This is a genomic window from Burkholderia sp. BE17, assembly GCF_009362305.1.
GTDB classification, from domain to species: domain Bacteria; phylum Pseudomonadota; class Gammaproteobacteria; order Burkholderiales; family Burkholderiaceae; genus Burkholderia; species Burkholderia pyrrocinia_C.
This window is the reverse complement of the sequence record NZ_WHNU01000007.1, coordinates 159,170-177,756: the sequence shown is the minus strand read 5'-3', so window position 1 is coordinate 177,756 and position 18,587 is coordinate 159,170. Positions and strand designations below refer to the sequence as shown.

15 protein-coding genes, 1 rRNA gene, 1 pseudogene and 1 riboswitch are annotated in these 18,587 nt (G+C 65.4%); of the genes and pseudogenes, 8 read left to right on the top strand and 9 right to left on the bottom strand.

Annotated features, from left to right (window positions below; all coding sequences use genetic code 11):
- The first annotated feature begins 3 nt into the window (after nucleotides 1–3).
- A 5S ribosomal RNA gene (gene rrf / locus GD429_RS08980) occupies nucleotides 4–116 on the top strand.
- Between the two features lie 439 nt (nucleotides 117–555).
- On the opposite strand, the pseudogene GD429_RS08975 reads toward rrf, so the two are convergent.
- Nucleotides 556–1,684 (bottom strand): annotated as a pseudogene (locus tag GD429_RS08975) (IS3-like element IS407 family transposase).
- 80 nt (nucleotides 1,685–1,764) lie between these two features.
- Nucleotides 1,765–1,986: a hypothetical protein gene (locus GD429_RS08970; protein ID WP_152856597.1), complete on the bottom strand. Its 222-nt coding sequence runs from the start codon at nucleotides 1,984–1,986 to the stop codon at nucleotides 1,765–1,767.
- Nucleotides 1,987–2,005: 19 nt separating this feature from the next.
- Here GD429_RS08970 and GD429_RS08965 point away from each other — a divergent pair, with 19 nt between their 5' ends.
- On the top strand, nucleotides 2,006–3,430 hold the full coding sequence (locus GD429_RS08965) for a DHA2 family efflux MFS transporter permease subunit (protein ID WP_152856596.1): 1,425 nt from the start codon (nucleotides 2,006–2,008) through the stop codon (nucleotides 3,428–3,430).
- 273 nt (nucleotides 3,431–3,703) lie between these two features.
- On the opposite strand, the gene GD429_RS08960 is transcribed toward GD429_RS08965, so the two are convergent.
- From GD429_RS08960 to GD429_RS08945, 3 genes are all read right to left on the bottom strand, one after another.
- Nucleotides 3,704–4,447: a 2OG-Fe(II) oxygenase gene (locus GD429_RS08960; RefSeq protein WP_321574487.1), complete on the bottom strand. Its 744-nt coding sequence runs from the start codon at nucleotides 4,445–4,447 to the stop codon at nucleotides 3,704–3,706.
- A 456-nt stretch (nucleotides 4,448–4,903) separates the two neighbouring features.
- The gene (locus tag GD429_RS08950; protein WP_152856594.1) at nucleotides 4,904–6,496 is read right to left on the bottom strand and encodes an inorganic phosphate transporter; all 1,593 of its coding nucleotides are present in this window, start codon (nucleotides 6,494–6,496) and stop codon (nucleotides 4,904–4,906) included.
- A 182-nt stretch (nucleotides 6,497–6,678) separates the two neighbouring features.
- Nucleotides 6,679–7,266 carry a histidine phosphatase family protein gene (locus tag GD429_RS08945; protein ID WP_152856593.1) on the bottom strand — a complete coding sequence of 196 codons (588 nt, stop codon included), beginning with the start codon at nucleotides 7,264–7,266 and terminating at the stop codon, nucleotides 6,679–6,681.
- Nucleotides 7,267–7,316: 50 nt separating this feature from the next.
- Nucleotides 7,317–7,455: riboswitch (cobalamin riboswitch) on the top strand.
- Nucleotides 7,456–7,487: 32 nt separating this feature from the next.
- Here GD429_RS08945 and GD429_RS08940 point away from each other — a divergent pair.
- Together GD429_RS08940 and GD429_RS08935 are read left to right on the top strand one after the other, a co-directional pair.
- Nucleotides 7,488–7,697 (top strand): CbtB domain-containing protein, encoded by a 210-nt coding sequence (locus tag GD429_RS08940; protein ID WP_047902386.1) that lies wholly within the window; start codon nucleotides 7,488–7,490, stop codon nucleotides 7,695–7,697.
- Between the two features lie 13 nt (nucleotides 7,698–7,710).
- Entirely contained in the window at nucleotides 7,711–8,439 is a 729-nt protein-coding gene (locus GD429_RS08935) for a CbtA family protein (protein ID WP_152856592.1), read from the top strand.
- 21 nt (nucleotides 8,440–8,460) lie between these two features.
- Here GD429_RS08935 and GD429_RS08930 read toward each other — a convergent pair whose 3' ends face one another.
- Complete coding sequence (locus GD429_RS08930) at nucleotides 8,461–9,369, bottom strand: LysR family transcriptional regulator (RefSeq protein WP_085042537.1); 909 nt, start codon at nucleotides 9,367–9,369, stop codon at nucleotides 8,461–8,463.
- 127 nt (nucleotides 9,370–9,496) lie between these two features.
- Here GD429_RS08930 and metE point away from each other — a divergent pair, with 127 nt between their 5' ends.
- Nucleotides 9,497–11,791 carry a 5-methyltetrahydropteroyltriglutamate--homocysteine S-methyltransferase gene (gene metE, locus GD429_RS08925; protein ID WP_152856591.1) on the top strand — a complete coding sequence of 765 codons (2,295 nt, stop codon included), beginning with the start codon at nucleotides 9,497–9,499 and terminating at the stop codon, nucleotides 11,789–11,791.
- 281 nt (nucleotides 11,792–12,072) lie between these two features.
- On the opposite strand, the gene GD429_RS08920 is transcribed toward metE, so the two are convergent.
- The gene (locus GD429_RS08920; RefSeq protein ID WP_152856590.1) at nucleotides 12,073–13,398 is read right to left on the bottom strand and encodes an MFS transporter; all 1,326 of its coding nucleotides are present in this window, start codon (nucleotides 13,396–13,398) and stop codon (nucleotides 12,073–12,075) included.
- Nucleotides 13,399–13,455: 57 nt separating this feature from the next.
- Complete coding sequence (gene speB, locus GD429_RS08915) at nucleotides 13,456–14,412, bottom strand: agmatinase (RefSeq protein ID WP_072443776.1); 957 nt, start codon at nucleotides 14,410–14,412, stop codon at nucleotides 13,456–13,458.
- Nucleotides 14,413–14,551: 139 nt separating this feature from the next.
- Between speB and GD429_RS08910 the strand changes: the two genes are divergently transcribed.
- The gene (locus tag GD429_RS08910) at nucleotides 14,552–15,463 is read left to right on the top strand and encodes a LysR family transcriptional regulator (RefSeq protein WP_321574484.1); all 912 of its coding nucleotides are present in this window, start codon (nucleotides 14,552–14,554) and stop codon (nucleotides 15,461–15,463) included.
- Nucleotides 15,464–15,520: 57 nt separating this feature from the next.
- On the opposite strand, the gene GD429_RS08905 is transcribed toward GD429_RS08910, so the two are convergent.
- A complete protein-coding gene (locus GD429_RS08905) occupies nucleotides 15,521–15,985 on the bottom strand; it encodes an Lrp/AsnC family transcriptional regulator (protein WP_152856589.1) in 465 nt (154 codons plus the stop codon).
- Nucleotides 15,986–16,119: 134 nt separating this feature from the next.
- Here GD429_RS08905 and GD429_RS08900 point away from each other — a divergent pair, with 134 nt between their 5' ends.
- Both GD429_RS08900 and GD429_RS08895 read left to right on the top strand, forming a co-directional pair.
- Nucleotides 16,120–16,743 carry a LysE family translocator gene (locus GD429_RS08900; RefSeq protein ID WP_152856588.1) on the top strand — a complete coding sequence of 208 codons (624 nt, stop codon included), beginning with the start codon at nucleotides 16,120–16,122 and terminating at the stop codon, nucleotides 16,741–16,743.
- A 247-nt stretch (nucleotides 16,744–16,990) separates the two neighbouring features.
- Entirely contained in the window at nucleotides 16,991–18,583 is a 1,593-nt protein-coding gene (locus GD429_RS08895) for a protease pro-enzyme activation domain-containing protein (protein WP_152856587.1), read from the top strand.
- The last annotated feature ends 4 nt before the right edge of the window (nucleotides 18,584–18,587 follow it).

Here is an 18,587-nt window from a genome sequence, read left to right as displayed (position 1 = left end):
TTGCCTGATGACCATAGCGAGTCGGTCCCACCCCTTCCCATCCCGAACAGGACCGTGAAACGACTCTACGCCGATGATAGTGCGGATTCCCGTGTGAAAGTAGGTAATCGTCAGGCTCCCTAAGCCAAGAACCCCCGCCCGAAAGGCGGGGGTTTTTGCATTGGCGCGGCGGAAATGCAGGTCGCCTAAGCCAGCGGCAGCGTGACCGAAACTAGGGCGCCGATGGCGTCATCAGGTCGACAGTCGAGCCGATCAGGCACCCGCACCAAAATGCGGGTCGGCCGGGCACGAAGTAGCGTGGTCGGAACTGGAGCACCGATGGTGTCGACTGGAGCGGGTCAACCGTTCTCGATCGATCCGCAGTTCTGTGCCGCTGAAATCTTCAGGTGCCATTGCTTCGATGCAGTTCCAGTTAGCGCTTGGTTGATGCCGGCGCATCCAAAGATGATGTCGTGATGGCTGATGATGAGCGACGTTAAACGGCAATGCGCGATAAATGACGCGTGATTGACCTGCCCCCTTCAATAGAGCCAATGGGCTTCTAGCAAAGTCCCTTTAAACCAGCTCCTGGAAAGCGGCAGGAGCATCCGCGGTTGCCCGATGTTTCGCCGCAAACTCTGACGGCGCAAGGTAGTTCAGTGCGCTGTGCGGCCTTTGCTCGTTGTAGTCCTGACGCCATGCCGCGATGACAGCCCGAGCGTGCGCGAGCGTCGTGAACCAGTGCTCGTTAAGGCATTCGTCGCGGAACTTGCCGTTGAACGATTCGATGTACGCATTCTGCGTTGGCTTGCCCGCCTGAATCAACTTCAGCGTGACGCCGTTCGCATACGCCCACTGGTCAAGCGCGCGGCTCGTAAATTCAGGTCCCTGGTCTGTTCGCACCGCCTTGGGGTAGCCGCGAAAGCGAGCTGCACGGTCCAATGCCCGAGCGACATACAAGCCTGAGATGCCATGGTCGACGACGATGTCGACAGCCTCTTTCGTGAAGTCGTCGACGACGGTCAGGCACTTCACGCGCCGGCCGTTGGAAAGCGCATCCATCACGAAATCGATTGACCACACCTCGTTGGGCGCGCCCGGCAATGCCAGTTGCTCGCGCTCAATCATGACGCCCTGGCGCTTGCGACGGCGCCGCACAGCCAGCCCTGCCTCACGGTACAGGCGATAGATGCGCTTGTGATTGGCGTGCGTACCTTCGCGTTCCACCAGGGCGTGCAGTCGACGGTAGCCGAATCGACGACGTTCGTGCGCCAACTCCACCAGACGCGCCGCGAGCACCTCATTCTCGTGGTCCGGCTTCGCGTCGTAATGCAGCACGCTGCGAGAAAGCCCGACAAGCCGGCAGGCGCGGCGTTCGGAGATGTTGACCTTCTCCCGAATCGCCGACACTGCTTCGCGTTTGGCTTGCGGGCTCAGGGCTTTCCCTTGACGACGACCTTCAACGCTTCCATATCGAGCATTGCTTCGGCCAGCAGCTTCTTCAGCCGAGCATTCTCCACCTCGAGATCCTTGAGCCGGCGGGCTTCCGAGACTTCCATGCCGCCGAACTTCGCGCGCCAGGTGTAGAACGACGCGTCACTGAACCCGTGCTTCCTGCACAGTTCCTTGACCGGCATACCGGCATACCGGCTTCGGCTTCCTTCAGAAACCCGATGATTTGCTGTTCCGTAAAGCGCTTCTTCATGTTCGTCTTCTTCTCCGAAAACGAACTTTACTAGACTCCGGCTGGCCCTGTTTGTTGGGGGCAGGTCATGATTGCGAAACTCATCCAGCCTTATCCCCCATCCTTTTACGCTTCGCCTCGACCTGTTCGAGCACGTCATTCAGCGAACGCAGCACGAAACCGTCCCCGAAATCTATGCGCATAAAGTGCATTCGTGCGACATGAGCTGGCGAAGCGAAGAGCAAACCCATCGGGGTAATATCGCCATTCGCCCCGATCCCCGGCGCTTGTCTGCACCTGTTGGTGGTCGGTGTTTTCCGCATTCCGTCTCCTGTACCGTTCATGATTGACAGCCCTGCCCAAGGTGGTCTGACGACCGACTTCTTGCCGTACCTCGTCGCCGCAACGTTCTTCATGGAATACCTCGACACGACCGTGATCGCGACCGCGCTGCCGCAAATGGCACACTCGTTTGGCGTCGGGCCGAACGCGCTGAGCCTCGGGATGACGGCCTACATGCTTGCGCTTGCAGTGTTCATCCCGATCAGCGGCTGGATCGCGGATCGATATGGATCGCGTACCGTGTTCGCCAGTGCGATCGTCGTCTTTACCGGCGCATCGGTGCTGTGTGGGCTGTCCGATGGCGTCGTGACGTTCACGGCAGCGCGATTGCTGCAGGGTGTCGGCGGGGCGATGATGGTGCCGGTCGGACGGATGATCGTCGTGCGCAGCACCGAGAAGGCAAAGCTGATGCGAGCGATCGCGACGATCACGTGGCCGGGCATCGTTGCGCCCGTCGTCGGGCCCCCGATCGGCGGGTTCATCACGACCTATGCGTCATGGCGATGGATCTTCCTGTTGAATGTCCCGTTCGGCATCGCCGCGCTCGCCTGTACCTGGCTGATCGTCCGGAATACGCGGGCCGACGAGCAGCGGCCGCTCGATTGGGTCGGCTTCGTGCTGGCCGGCGGAGCACTGACCTGTCTGTTGATCGGCACCGAGGCGGCCGGCCAGCAGGATGTCCACTTCACGCGCGCGGCCGTCCTGGTGGGCGCGAGCGCGCTGTTCGGCATGGCCGCATGGTTGCATGCGCGGCGTTGCGCGCATCCGTTGCTCGATTTCACGACGCTGAAGGTGCCGACCTTCTCGGTGACGGTGATCACCGGCTCGATCACGCGGATGGCGATCAACGCCGTGCCGTACCTGCTGCCGCTGCTGTTCCAGATCGGTTTCGGGCTGTCGCCGTTCCAGTCGGGCCTGCTGCTGCTCGCGAGCGCGCTCGGCAATCTCGGCATGAAGGCCGGAACGTCGTGGATCCTCGATCGCTACGGCTTCCGGCGCGTCGCGCTCGTCGACGTGACGATCGTCGGCCTCTTCACGATCGCGTGCGGCTGGTTGACTGCCTCGACGCCGCTGACGATCACGCTGTTCATCGTATTCGTCTACGGGCTGACGCGGTCGATGCAGTTCACGACGCTCGCGACGCTGGCCTATGCGGATATCCCGGCTCACCAGACGAGCGCGGCCAGCACGTTGTGGAGCGCTGCGCAGCAGATGACGATCGGGATGGGGGTCGCGTTCGGCGCGTTGTCGCTGCGGCTCGCCGCGTTGGTGCGTGGCGATGCGGCCGGCATGCATTACGTGCTCGACGATTTCCGCTGGGCATTCGTCGCGGCGGGTGTGCTCGCACTGCTGACGTTGCCGGGCTACGCGCGATTGGCCTCCGATGCAGGCGACCGGCTGCGGGCGAATGTGGCGCGGGGGTAGGCCGGACTGCTAATCGATCTTGTATCGCGACAGGTGAGTGTTTTGTTTCCTGTCGCTCGCCAGCAACGTCGAATCGTCACGACTGTGATGACCTGACGGGCGGCGAAGGCTGTCGTCCGTCGTGGTGGACGAACTGGCAGATCGTGCGGCGATGCGTGGCCGTAACGTCCTTGGAGCGATCACACGCGACTGGCGCGGCAGACGCGGCGTTCCCCGCGCGAACCCATCGGCGTGATCAACCGCACGACCGTATCGTGTTCGTCCCGATTACCGTCACTGCGCGTCATGGAAGATGATGCCGACCGTGTGGCGGTGTCCGCTTCTGATCCGGCTTACGCCGTGGCGCAGGTTGACGCGATAGACGCCGCGCGTTCCCTGTACGGGCCTGCCGTGCACGGCGAAGATCACCGCGTCGCCTTGCGTCAGCGGCACCACTTCCGCACGCGACTGCATGCGTGGCCGCTGTTCCGTCAACACGAACTCTCCTCCGGTGAAGTCGCGACCCGGCGCCGATAGCAGGATCGCGACCTGCAGCGGAAACACGTGCTCGCCATACAGATCCTGATGGAGGCAGTTGTAGTCGTCGGGAACGTATTGAAGAATCAGCGGTGTCGGTCGTGTCTGTCCCGCGGCGTGGCAGCGGTCGAGGAAGATCGCATGGTCTTTCGGATAGCGGACGTCGATCCCGAGTGCCTGGTTCCAGCGATTCGCGATCGGCGCGAGATGAGGGTAGATCGTCGTACGCAGCTCCGCGACGATCGCGGGCAGCGGATACGCGAAATACTTGTATTCGCCGCGCCCGAATCCGTGCCGCGCCATCACGACGCGTGAACGATAGAGCGCATCACGCGGATAGAGCGATGCGAGCGCATCGCACTCGTTTGCCGAGATCAGGCCCGGCACGCGCGCGCATCCGTAGCGATCGAGTTCGGCATCGACGGTCGTCCAGTCGACTGTGTCGACGCGTTGAGCGATGTCCAGCGATTCGACGGCAGGTTGCAGATCGGCGATGTTCACGGGTGTACCTCGTTCGTCAGCAGTGTGGCGCCGTGCGATCGCGTGGAATGCTCAGGAAACGTCGCGCGCACGGGTGAATCCTCGATGAAAGTTGATGAACCCAGTCTAGCGATGTCCGTGCGCCGGCACGCTCCAGATCTTGCGCTCCAATTCGGAAAATGAAGAGGTTGAACGCTCGCGACGTGGCATGGACGTACCGAATGCGTCGATATGTCGGAGCGAAGAAGCGAAGAAGCGAAGAAGCGGAGAAGCGGAGAAGCGGAGAAGCGGAGAAGCGGAGAAGCGGAGAAGCGGAGAAGCGGAGAAGCGGAGAAGCGGAGAAGCGGAGAAGCGGAGAAGCGGAGAAGCGGAGAAGCGGAGAAGCGGAGAAGCGGAGAAGCGGAGAAGCGGAGAAGCGAGGGTCGAATCTTCCACGGAAGGCGGCAGGCTTGCGCCGGCCACCCGCCGTTTCCCCGATCAGGCCAGCGACCGGAACAACCAGTAGAGCCCGCCCGCAAGTGCGATCGACGCCGGCAGCGTCAGTACCCACGCGAGTACGAGGCTGCGCACCGTGCTCCATTGCAACCCGGACCCGTTCGCCGCCATCGTGCCCGCGACGCCTGACGACAGCATGTGTGTCGTCGACACGGGCAACCCGTACATGTCGGCGGCGCCGATCGTCAGCATCGCGACGAGTTCGGCCGACGCACCCTGTCCGTAGGTCAGATGCTGCTTGCCGATTTTCTCGCCGACGGTCACGACGATCCGCTTCCAGCCGACCATCGTGCCGAGGCCCAGCGCAATCGCAACGGCGACCTTCACCCACGTCGGAATGAACTTGGTCGCGTGGTCGAGCTGCTTGCGATAGTTGTCGATCGCGAGCATGTCGTCGGCGGCAAACGCGGGCTGACCCGACTTCTCGATCAGGCGGATTGCTTCGGACACCAGATACATCGTGTTGCGCACGTTGTCGACGTCGCGCTGCGGTACGTCCGCCATCGAGCCCGACGCGCCGACCGCGGTCGCGAGCGACGTGGACAACTGCTGCACGGCCGGCAGCACGGCGGGCGTCAGGTCGAGACGCTGCACATAGTGCTCGACGTCGGCGCGCGGGTTCGCGGACGGCGCGACACCGTTCGTGTATTTTCCGAACGTCGCGGCTGCCTGGTTCGCGACCGCAACGAAGGTCTGCGATTCGGCCGGCGTGACGGCCTTGTTCAGCGCATACGCGGTCGGCATCGTGCCGATCAGGATCAGCATGATGAGGCCCATCCCTTTCTGCCCGTCGTTCGAACCGTGCGCGAACGACACGCCCGTGCAGGTCAGGATCAGCAGGCAGCGAATCCAGAACGGCGGCGGCTGATCCTTCGGCGGCTCCTTGTACAGCTCGGGAATCCGTACGACGGCCTTCAGCACGAGCAGCAGCAGCGACGCGCACAGGAAGCCGACGATCGGCGAGAACAGCAGCGACTTGCCGACGCCGAGCGCCTGGCCCCAGTCGACGCCGCTCGTGCCGGACGGCCCGTGCGTCAACTGGTTCATCAGCCCGACGCCGATGATCGATCCGATCAGCGTATGCGAGCTCGACGACGGCAACCCGAAATACCAGGTCGCGAGGTTCCAGACGATCGCGGCGATCAGCAGCGCGAACACCATCGCGAAGCCCGCGCCGCTGCCGACCTGCAGAATCAGCTCGACCGGCAGCAACTGCAGGATGCCGAACGCAACAGCGCCGCTCGAGACCATCACGCCGAGGAAGTTCCACATGCCGGACCAGATCACCGCGACGTTTGGCGTCAGCGAGTGCGTATAGATCACGGTGGCCACCGCGTTCGCGGTGTCGTGGAAACCGTTCACGAATTCGAAGCCGAGCGCGATCAGCAGCGCGGCGCCGAGCATCAGGTACGGAAACAGCGATCCTTCGCGGAGCGGCGACAGATCGTCGATCAGGTGCGTGGCGATATAGGCGACGCCGATCGCGAGCACCAGCAGGAAGACGGCATAGCCGACCTGCCGGTTGCGCTCGACGGAGCTGCGATTGTTCGCGGCGGACGAAGCAGGTTGATTCATGATGGCATCTCGTAAGGGAACCGCGTCCGATCCTAGCTGCGGCCAGCAGTCAGTTTGATGACAATCGGGATGACGAACGATATGTCTTACAGCGACGTAAGGTGAGAGCGCCGACATGCGACCGAGACGCAGCGTATCGGATCGCATCGTTGTCCACATAATGAACACAACACAGCAGGGGCTTACGCATCGGTGCCGCACCGATCGTCGTTCGCGATCAACGTCCAGCCGTGCGGCGATGCAACGAACGTCATGCACGACAGTGGCGCGACGTCGATGCGGGTCGCAGCGTCGGGATCCATCCTCAGCACATGCGCGACGGCTGCGCGAACGATCGCCGCATGCGTGATCGCGACGATGTCGCGGCCGGGCGGCAGCGCGTTCAACCATGTGCCGACGCGGCGAGCGGCGCTTTCGAACGATTCGCCGCGGTGCGGCGACGCGGACGGATCGGCAATCCATGCGCCCAGATCTTTCGGCAGGTCGCGTGCGAGGTCGTGCAGCCGCTTGCCGCGCCAGTTTCCGTAGTCGATGTCGCGCAGCGCGTCGTCAATGTCGGCACGCAGTCCGAGCGCATCGGCGGTCTGCCGCGCGCAGCATGCGGGGCTGCACAGCACGAGCGCGTTGGCGCCGCCCACCCACCGGTCGCGCAGTGCAGCGGCGTCGGCGAGCCCGCGTGCGTCGAGCGGATCGTCGTCGGGAAACTTGCCGGTGCGCATCGCTCGGGTCGATGCGTGTGCGATCAGGCGCAGCGAGGCATGCATGTTCATGTCGGTTTTCGAAGGGGGCGGGCGGGTGTGCGGTCGTCCGCGGGCCATCGCTTCAATACGCGGACGATCGCGCGTACAATTCGCCCGATACGAAACGCGGAAGCCGGTGCAATCCCGGCGCGGTCGCGCCACTGTAACCGGGGAATCCCGATCCCGGAAGCCAGACCCGCCTTCGTACCCATTCAACATTTGCCGGGGCGCGATTCCCCTGAGGTGCATCCATGAGCGAAGCAGTGCTGAAGCCGGTTGTCGTGCCGGCACCCATCCCCGTCCGTGAACTGTTGCCGTGGGCCGTGTTCGTCGGCCTGATCCTGCTGCTCGCACTCTATTTCGTCGGCGCGGAACAAGGCGCGACGTCGCTGGTGCCGGGCATGTACGTTCACGAATTCGTCCACGACGGCCGCCATCTGCTCGGCTTTCCCTGCCACTGACGCGGAATACACGATGATCGGAAAGCTGCTTATGCGCGGGATGCTCGCAGGCATCGCCGCGGGCCTCCTCACGTTCGGTTTCGCGAAAATCGCCGGCGAACCGCAAGTCGATCAGGCGATCTCGTTCGAAGAAAAGCTCGATGCGGCCAAAGGCGACGCGCCGGAGCACGAGCACGAACTGGTCAGCCGCGACACGCAGGCCGGCCTCGGCCTGTTGACGGGTGTCGTGACCTACGGCGCGGCATTCGGCGGGCTGTTCGCGCTGGTCTTTACGTATGCGTACGGGCGAGGCGGCCGCCTCCCGGCACGACCGCTGGCCGCGTGGCTCGCGCTGGCGGCGTTCGTCGCGCTCGTGCTCGTGCCGAACATCAAGTACCCGGCCAATCCGCCGTCGGTCGGCGATCCCGGCACGATCGGCTATCGCACGGGCCTGTTCTTCCTGATGATCGCGATCTCGATCGCGACGATGGTGTTCTCGGTCAGCGTGCGCCGCCATCTGCTGGCGAAGCTCGGCCAATGGAATGCGTCGATCGTCGCCGGGCTCGTGTTCATCGCGATCATCGCGGCCGTGCAACTCGGGCTGCCGTCGATCAACGAAGTGCCGGCCGCGTTCCCGGCCGCCGTGCTGTGGAAGTTCCGCGTCGCCGCCATCGGCATGCAGGCGATCATGTGGGCGACGATCGGCCTGCTGTTCGGCGCCTGGGTCGAGCGCGACGAACGGATCGGCATGCGCGCCGCCTGACGCGCATTGCAACGGGCGTGCCTACCGCAGCATGCGCGGCGCGCTCCACGTCGATTCGCGCGCAAGCGCGACGAACGCGGCCAGATAGTCGATTGATGCATCCGCCTCGCGGATGCCTAGGAAGATCTGCTTCGCGATCCCCTTCTTGCCGAGCTTGACCGGCACGACCGGCATCCGGTCCGCGTATTCGTCGGCGAGCCATCTCGGCAACGCTGCCACGCCGCGCCCGCTCGCGACCATCTGCAGCATGATGTCGGTCGTTTCGATCGACTTATGCCGCCTCGGAACGATACCGGCCGGCGTCAGGAACTGGTTGTAGATGTCGAGCCGGTCGGTTTCGACCGGATAGGTGATCAGGATCTCGTCGGTCAGTTGCTCGGGCGTCACGTAATCGGCGTTCGCGAACCGGTGCGAATCGGCGACCACCAGCACCTGCTCGTAATCGAACACGGGATCGAAGCGCAGGCCCGGCTTGTTCAGCGGATCGGGCGTGACGAGCACGTCGATGTCATAACCGAACAGCGCACCGATGCCGCCGAACTGGAAGCGCTGCTTCACGTCCACGTCGACGTCGGGCCAGCGCGACAGATACGGCGACACGACCTTCAGCAGCCACTGGTAGCACGGGTGGCACTCCATCCCGATGCGCAGCGTGCCGCGCTCGCCCTTCGCGTACTGTTTCATCCGCTCCTCGGCGAGCTCGAACTGCGGCAACAGCCGGTTCGCCAGCTTCAGCAGATACTGCCCGCCCTGCGTGAGCCGCAGGCCGCGGCCTTCCCGATCCCAGATCGGCGTGCCGAGCTGCTGCTCGATTTTCCGGACAGTATGGCTGAGCGCCGACTGCGTGAGATGCAGCGCATTGGCGGCCGCGGTCAGCGAGCCCTGGCGCTCGACTTCGCGAATGACGACGAGATGGAATCGTTCCAGCATGGATATCGCGCGCCTGACAGATGCATGAACAAATTTAATGGATGAATGAAATAATGCCATTTTATTTCATGGTTTGAAATCCCTATCATGGTTGCCGGATCTTCTATTTCATCTGGACGGCAGCTTCATGGTTACGACACACAACCTCGGTTTTCCGCGCATCGGCGCGAAGCGCGAACTCAAGTTCGGTCTCGAACGCTACTGGAAGGGCGAATCGTCGCGCGACGAGCTGAAGGCGCTCGGCGCCGAGTTGCGCCAGCGTCACTGGCACGAACAGCGCAATCTCGATCTCGCGCCGATCGGCGATTTCGCGTTCTACGACCAGGTGCTCGACATGAGCTTCATGCTCGGCAACCTGCCGAAGCGCGTGCAGGGTTTCCACGGCGACGTGCTCGACAACTATTTCCGCGTTGCGCGCGGCCGTTCGGCTCAGTCGGCACAAGAGCACGCGGCGTGCTGCGGCGGTGTCTCGGCCGGTGAAATGACGAAGTGGTTCGACACGAACTATCACTACATCGTGCCGGAATTCCACGCGGACACGAACTTCTCGCTCGACCCGTCGCGCCTGCTGCAGCAACTGGCCGAGGCGAAGGCGCAGGGCGTGAATGCCAAGCCGGTGATCATCGGTCCCGTCACGTACCTGTGGCTCGGCAAGGAGAAGGACGATTCCGATCGTCTCGCGCTGCTGCCGAAGCTGCTGCCCGTGTACGGCGCGCTGCTCGATACGCTGACCGCGCAGGGCGTCGAATGGGTGCAGATCGACGAACCGATTCTCGTCACCGAACTCGACGCCGAATGGCGGCAGGCGTTCCGCACCGCGTATGCGGCGCTGGAGACGCGCCGCATCAAGCTGCTGCTTGCCACGTACTTCGGCCAGCTTCAGGACAACCTGACGCTCGCGAGCTCGCTGCCCGTCGACGGCCTGCATGTCGACGCGATCAATGCACGCGACGAGGTCGACGCACTGGTGCGCGAGCTGCCGGCCGAGCGCGTGCTGTCGGTCGGCGCGATCAACGGCCGCAACATCTGGAAGACGGACCTGAACGCGACGCTCGACTGGCTCGAACCGCTCGCGAAGCAGCTCGGCGAGCGCCTGTGGCTCGCGCCGTCGTGCTCGCTGCTGCACGTGCCGGTCGATCTCGCGAGCGAGGAGAAGCTCGACGCGGAGATCCGTTCGTGGCTCGCGTTCGCGCTGCAGAAGCTCGACGAGCTGAAGGTGCTCGCGACCGCGCTGAACGAAGGCCGCGACGAGGTGGCCGACGCGCTTGCCGCGAACGCCGCCGCGATCGACTCGCGCCGCCGCTCGCCGCGCGTGAACAACCCGGCGGTGAAGGCCGCGATCGCGCGCATCGACGCGCGGCTCGGCAACCGCGTGAGCCCGTATACGCAGCGTGCACCGAAGCAGTCGGCGCGACTGAACCTGCCGGCCTTCCCGACGACGACGATCGGCTCGTTCCCGCAGACCGCCGAAATTCGCCAGGCGCGCAGCCAGTTCAAGGCAGGTGCGCTCGATGAAGCCGGCTACCGCACGGCGATGAAGGCCGAGATCGAACGCAGCGTTCGCGAACAGGAGTCGCTCGAGCTCGACGTGCTCGTGCACGGCGAAGCCGAGCGCAACGACATGGTCGAATACTTCGGCGAGCAGCTCGACGGCTACGCGTTCAGCCAGTTCGGCTGGGTGCAGTCGTACGGCTCGCGCTGCGTGAAGCCGCCGATCCTGTTCGGCGACATCAGCCGCCCGAAGGCGATGACGGTCGAATGGATCACGTATGCGCAGTCGCTGACGAACAAGCCGATGAAGGGCATGCTGACCGGCCCCGTGACGATCCTGAACTGGTCGTTCGTGCGCGACGACCAGCCGCGCTCGGTGTCGTGCTACCAGCTCGCGCTCGCGATCCGCGACGAAGTGCTCGATCTCGAGAAGGCCGGTGTGCGCGTGATCCAGATCGACGAGGCCGCGCTGCGCGAAGGGCTGCCGCTGCGCCGCGCGCAATGGGGCGAATACCTGAAGTGGGCGGTCGAGTCGTTCCGCATCACCGCGAACGGTGTGCAGGACGATACGCAGATCCACACGCACATGTGCTATTCGGAGTTCAACGACATCATCGCGTCGATCGCCGGCATGGACGCGGACGTGATCACGATCGAGACGTCGCGGTCGGACATGGAGCTGCTCGACGCGTTCGACCACTTCAGGTATCCGAACGAGATCGGGCCGGGCGTGTACGACATCCATTCGCCGAACATCCCGACGCAGGATCACATCGTCGGCCTGATGCAGAAGGCGGCCGAACGGATTCCGGCGGAGCGCCTGTGGGTGAACCCGGACTGCGGCCTGAAGACGCGCCAGTGGGCGGAAGTGATTCCGGCGCTGACGAACATGGTCGCGGCGGCGAAGGCGCTGCGCAGCCAGGTGCAATAACGCGCGAATGTAATGTGCCTGCTGCCGCGATCGACGTTCCGGCGACAGGCGCCGCATCGATCCAGACCGTCCCGGGCATGCCCCGGGACGCTTCGTTATCCGGATCGGCGTGAAGTACTACCGCACGAAAACGCCTGAAGAAGGCCGTCGGGAAGACTGACGGCGACGTCGCCGCGAAACAGGTGAGGGAGGGGATTCCCGGAACGGGAACGAGCGACCTGTCGGCCGCCCCATATGCGCGGGAACCGGGCAGGCGAAGCTGCCTGCCCGTCGTGCCGAAATTACGCGGTGCGCGCGCCGCGCGGCAACGCTTCGTTCACCTTGCCGGGCGCACCGGCATCGTCGATGCTGACGCGTCGCGAGATCAGCCACACGCACAGCGACGACAGGATCGCAGCACTCGTGTACTGGATCGCGAGCGGCCACCATTGCGGTGCGACGTTCTGCGCGATGACGGTCGCGACGAGCGGCGTGAGGCCGCCGGCGAGCGCGCCGCACACCTGGTACGCGATCGAGATCGCCGTATAGCGGATCCGCGCGACGAAGATGCCGCTGACGAAGCCCGCGACCACCGAGTAGTAGCCCGATTCCGCAAGCGTTGCGAGGCCGACGCCGACCGTGATCGACAGCGGCGTGCCCATGTGCACGAGCGGCAGCATCACGAACGGGACGATCGCGGCCCATGCGCCGGTGATCAGCAGCACGCGCGTGGTGCCGAAGCGCTGCGCGAGGAACGCGGCCGCGAGCTGCACGACGAACTGCAGCACCGCGACGATCGTCATGCAATGCAGCACCATCGACCGGTCGAGCGACAGGAATTGCGTCGCATAGCTGATCATGAAGATGTTGCTGAAATACACGCCGGCGATGCCGTACACGTTCGCGCCGATGGCGAGCAGCAGCAGCGGCCAGTACTTGAGCGCTTCGCGCACCGGGTTTTGCGCGGTGTTGCCGCTCTTCCTGACTTCCTCGAACTCGGGCGACTCGGACACGCTCGCGCGGATCACGAAGCCGACCACCAGCAGCACGGCGCTCGCGAGGAACGGCACGCGCCAGCCCCAGCTCATCATGTCGTCCTTCGACAGCGTGCTGATCGCGCCGAACGCGAGCATCGACAGGATCAGGCCGCTCGCGCTGCCGAGCTGCGCGAACGATGCGAAGAACGTGCGCTTGCCTTCGGGCGCATGCTCGCCGGCGAGCAGCACCGCGCCGCCCCATTCGCCGCCGACCGCGATGCCTTGCAGCACGCGCATCAGCACGAGCAGGATCGGTGCAATCACGCCGGCTTGCGCGTGGGTCGGCAGCAGGCCGATTGCAACCGTCGACACGGCCATCAGCATCAGCGTCGCGAGCAGCGACCGCTTGCGGCCGAAGCGGTCGCCGAGATAGCCGAACATCACGCCGCCGAGCGGCCGCGCGAAGAAGCCGACCGCGAACGAGCCGAACGATGCGAGCAGGCTGACGAAGCGGTTTTCGCCGGGAAAGAACAGCGGTCCGAACACGATGGCGGCGGCGGTCGCGTAGCTATAGAAGTCGTACCACTCGATCGTGGTGCCGACGAACGAAGCGAGCGCCGCCCGCTTCGGTTGCTTGACGGAAGTCCCCATCTTTGTGTGTGCTCCTCTGGAATCCTCTGATTTGGAATGGGTCGTGCGTTGCGGGGATCAGTCGCGGTACTTGACGCCCGGCAGCACGCACAGCAGCTCGTACGCGAGGTTCGCGCCGAGCAGCGCGGTGGTGCCGAACGGGTCGTACGGCGGCGCGACCTCGACGAGATCGCAGCCGACGATGTTCAGCCCCTTCGCGCCGCGGATGATCTCGAGCGCCTGCGGCACCGTGAGGCCCGCGATTTCCGGCGTACCGGTGCCCGGCGCATAGGCCGGATCGATGCCGTCGATGTCGAAGCTGATGTAGACGGGCGTGTCGCCGACGCGCTCGCGCACTTCTTCCATCAGCGGCGCGAGCGACTTGTTCCAGCATTCCTCGGCCTGGACGACGCGGAAGCCTTGCTCGCGGCACCAGTCGAAATCCTCGGCCGCGTAACCGGTGCCGCGCAGGCCGATCTGCGTGACCTTGTCGCCGTGCAGCAGGCCTTCCTCGACCGCGCGGCGGAACGGCGTGCCGTGCGCGATCTTTTCGCCCATCATCGTGTCGTTCACGTCGGCGTGTGCATCGACGTGGATCAATGCAACCTTGCCGTGCTTGCGGTGGATCGCGCGCAAGATCGGCAGCGCGATCGTATGGTCGCCGCCGAGCGTGACCGGCTTGCAGTCGTGCTCGAGGATCGCGTCGTACGCGGCTTCGATCCGCGCGATGGAATCGTGCAGGTTGTAGGGATTGATCGCGACGTCGCCGATGTCGGCAACCTGCAGCGAATCGAACGGCGCGGCGCGCGTGGCCATGTTGTACGGGCGCAGCAGCACGGATTCGGTGCGGATCTGGCGCGGGCCGAAGCGCGCGCCGGTGCGGTTGGACGTGCCGAGATCGAACGGCACGCCGACGAAGCATGCGTCGAGGCCTTCGGCGCTCGCTACGTGCGGCAGGCGCATCATCGTCGCGATGCCGCCGCAGCGCGGCATTTCATTGCCGCCGAGCGGCTGGAAATGGGTGTGGTCGTTCATGGGGCGCCTCTTCCGATGTGGGGTTGCCGTATCATTCGACGCGGCTTGGCGCATAGTTTTACGCGCTCCGCCGGGAAAGAAGAATGCGAAGATATCGACGTTAACATCGATTTCCATCGATGTATGGAAGGGGAAGAGCGTGCTGGGGAATCTGTCGACCCTCGATCTGCGGTTGATCCGCGTGTTTCTCGCGGTCACGGACGCGGGCGGCGTATCGGCCGCGCAGGCCGTGCTGAACGTCGGGCAGTCGACGATCAGCGCGCAGCTGGCGTCGCTCGAGACGCGGCTCGGCTACCGGCTCTGCGAGCGCGGCCGCAGCGGTTTCCGGCTCACGCCGAAGGGCGAACGCTTCCATGCGATGAGCCGCAAGCTGCTCGCGGCGCTCGACGAATTCGGGATGGCCGCGCGGCACATGGACCGCCAGCTGGTCGGCACGCTGAACATCGGCCTGATCGGCCATACGCCGGTGAGCCAGAACGCGCGGATCGCCGAGGCGATCGCCGCGTTCCGCACGCGCGACGAGGCCGTGCGCTTTTCGATCTCCGTGCGCGCGCCGGGCGATCTCGAGGAGAAGCTGCTGAGCGACGAGATCCAGATCGCGGTCGGCTATTTCTGGCACCGCGTGCCGTCGCTGCACTACACGCCGCTGTTCGTCGAGCGCCAGGTCGCGTATTGCGGCCGCGGCCATCCGCTGTTCGACGGCGCCGGCACGCTGACGCCGGCCGACGTCGCGGGCTTCGAATGGGCGTGGCGCTCGTATCCGCTGCCGGAAGCGCAGATGTCGACGACGCCCGACCGCGTGACCGCGACCGCCGACAACATGGAGGCCGTCGCGCTGCTGATCCTGTCCGGCCACCACCTCGGCTACCTGCCGCAGCACTTCGCGGCGCCGTACGTCGCGCAGGGGCTGCTCGCGCCGCTCAATCCGGAGCAACTGCGCTACGACGTGACGTTCCACATGGTCGTCGCGCACAACGGGCGCGGTAATCCGCTCGTGGAGGCGTTTCTCGAGGATCTCGAGCGCGCGCACCAGGCGCCGGACATCGCGTGACGCCGGCGCCGCCGGCAATGTGAACGAGCGTTACGCAGGCGCGGCCCGCTGCGCACATCACGGCACCGGCAACCCCGCGTCGTGCTTCACCTCGCGCAGCGACAGCGCCGATTCGATCGACGTCACGCCCGGCAGCATCCGCAGCGAGTCGCGCACGAACGTGCCGTAGTCATCGAGGTCGCGCGCGACCACCTGCAGCAGGTAGTCGGCCGTGCCCGCCACGTTGTGGCATGCCAGGACCCGCTCGATGGCCAGCACTTCCCGTTCGAACCGGTCGGCGACCTTGCGGTCGTGCGTCGCGAACCGCACCAGCACGAATGCGACGACGCCGAAACCGAGCGCCTGGCGCGATAACTGCGCGCGGTAGCGTTCGATGTAGCCGTCGCTTTCGAGACGTTTGAGGCGCCGCGCGCAAGGCGTCTCGGACAGGCCGACGGATTCGGCGAGGCGCGCGATCGGCACGCGGCCGTCGCGCTGCACCGCAGCGAGGATCGCGCGATCGGTTTTGTCGAGTTCGGTCATATTGGCGGAATCCGTGTTCTGATTTCCAGATTGTGGCGGATTCCGCTATGGATCGCCAATCCTGAGCCAAAGTTGGCCAATAATCCCTCTACCTTCAGCGGCAACATATCGTCATTGAAGGACGGGGGCAGAACATGATTTCCACACATTTGCTGTTGATCTATCTCGCCGCGCTGGCGGCCATTTATGCGGTGCCGGGGCCCGACATGGCGCTCGTGCTGCAGACCAGCATCGGCCGCGGCGTGCGGCCGGGAATGGCGGCGGCGGCCGGCCTGTCGCTCGCGCGCACCGCGCACGTGACGCTGTCGGCATGCGGCGTCGCGGCATTGATCCGCAGTGCGCCGTGGCTGTACGAGGTGATCCGCTACGGCGGCGCGCTTTATCTTGCGTATGTCGCGATCCAGGTGTTCCGCTCGCCCGTGTTCGCGCTCGGCGACGGCGATGCGGCAGCGGCGGGCGAGTTGCGGCAGTCGTTCGTGAAGGGGTTGCTGACGAACCTGCTGAACCCGAAGGCGCTGCTGTTCTGCTCGGTGCTGCTGCCGCAGTTCGTGCGGCCCCAGGCCGGGCCGGTCGTCGTGCAGATGTTCGAACTCGGCGCGCTGCTGGTGGCAGCCGGCGTGTGCTTCGACCTCGCTTGCGTGTTCGGCGCGTCGCGCATCGCGGCGTGGATGCGTGCGCATCCGCTGGCGCAGACGGTGCAGCGCTGGACGTTTTCCGCGGCGCTGATCGGTTTCGCGCTGCGCCTGTCGATGGACTGAGCGCCGCCGCGCGGATCGACACCGGCCGCGCGGTATCGATGCGCCGATCGGCGCAGGCCGCGCGCAATGCCGGCCTTCGCGCGCATGCCCCGCCGCAGAAGGGCGTGCGCGCAAATCATCTGACTGTTCTAAACTCCCTTTAACTTCGCGCTGCTGCGAACCGACTGACCGAACGGAACCGACTTCCGCCGGCTATGTCCGATTTCCTGGCTGTTCCGTGCAACGCGGTACCAAGGAGGGTCAGAACATGGCAAGGCATCTTCACGCCGACCGTGAACCCCGAATCGTCGCCGAGTCGAAGTGCCTCGGCCCGTGCGATCCGGCAGAACGCATCCACGTCACGATCATGTTGCGGCGGCAGGAAGAAGGGCAACTCGATACGTTGGTCCACCAGCTCGCCACCGGCGACGCACAGGCAAAACCGCTGTCGCGCGACGCGTTCGCGCAGCGTTTCTCCGCCAATCCCGACGACATCCGCAAGACCGAGGACTTCGCGCGTCGTCACCAGCTGACGGTCGATCGCGTCGATCCCGTCGAAAGCGTCGTCGTGCTGTCCGGCATGATCCAGCAGTTCGAAGCGGCGTTCGGCGTGAAGCTCGAGCGTTTCGAGCATCGCTCGATCGGCCAGTATCGCGGCCGCACCGGCCCGATCGCGCTGCCCGACGATCTCGGCGACGCCGTCACGGCCGTGCTCGGCCTCGACAGCCGCCCGCAGGCGCGGCCGCACTTCCGGCTGCGTCCGCCGTTCACGCCCGCGCGCGGCGGTGCGGCGGGCGTCACGTTCACGCCGGTCCAGCTTGCGTCGCTGTACGGCTTTCCGGCCGGCGACGGCGCCGGGCAATGCATCGCGATCGTCGAACTCGGCGGCGGCTACCGTGCGGCCGACATCCGGCAGTATTTCAGCGGGCTCGGCATCAAGACGCCGCCGACGCTCGTCGACGTGAACGTCGGCACCGGCCGCAATGCGCCGTCCGGCGACCCGAGCGGCCCGGACGGCGAAGTCGCGCTCGACATCGAGATCGCCGGTGCGATCGCACCGGCCGCGAAGATCGCGGTCTACTTCGCACCGAACAGCGACGCGGGCTTCATTCAGGCCGTCAACGCGGCCGTCAACGACACGACCAACAAACCGTCGGTGATCTCGATCAGCTGGGGCGGCCCGGAAGCGGTCTGGCAGGCGCAGTCGGCGCAGGCGTTCAACCGCGTGCTGCAGGCGGCGGCCGCGCAGGGGATCACCGTGTGTGCAGCGTCGGGCGACAGCGGCTCGGGCGACGGGCTGCAGGACGGCGCCGATCACGTCGACTTCCCCGCATCGAGCCCGTACGTGCTCGGCTGCGGCGGCACGCAGCTCGATGCGCTGCCCGGGCAGGGCATCCGCAGCGAGGTCGCGTGGAACGACGAGGCGTCAGGCGGCGGCGCGGGCGGCGGCGGCGTCAGCACGCTGTTCGACCTGCCGGCGTGGCAGCAGGGGCTCGCCGTCACGCGCGCCGACGGCAGCCGCACGCCGCTCGCGAAGCGCGGCGTGCCGGACGTGGCCGGCGATGCGTCGCCGCAGACGGGCTATGAGGTATCGGTCGCCGGCACGGCCGCCGTGATGGGCGGCACGAGCGCGGTCGCGCCGCTGTGGGCCGCGCTGATCGCGCGGATCAATGCGGCGGCCGGTGCTTCGGCCGGCTGGGTCAATCCGGTGCTGTACAAGAATCCGGGTGCGCTGCGCGATATCACGAAAGGTTCGAACGGTACGTATGCGGCCGCGTCGGGCTGGGATGCCTGCACGGGCCTCGGCAGCCCGGACGGCGCGCAGCTCGCCGCGATCCTCGCGCGCAAGCCGTCGAGCTGACGCA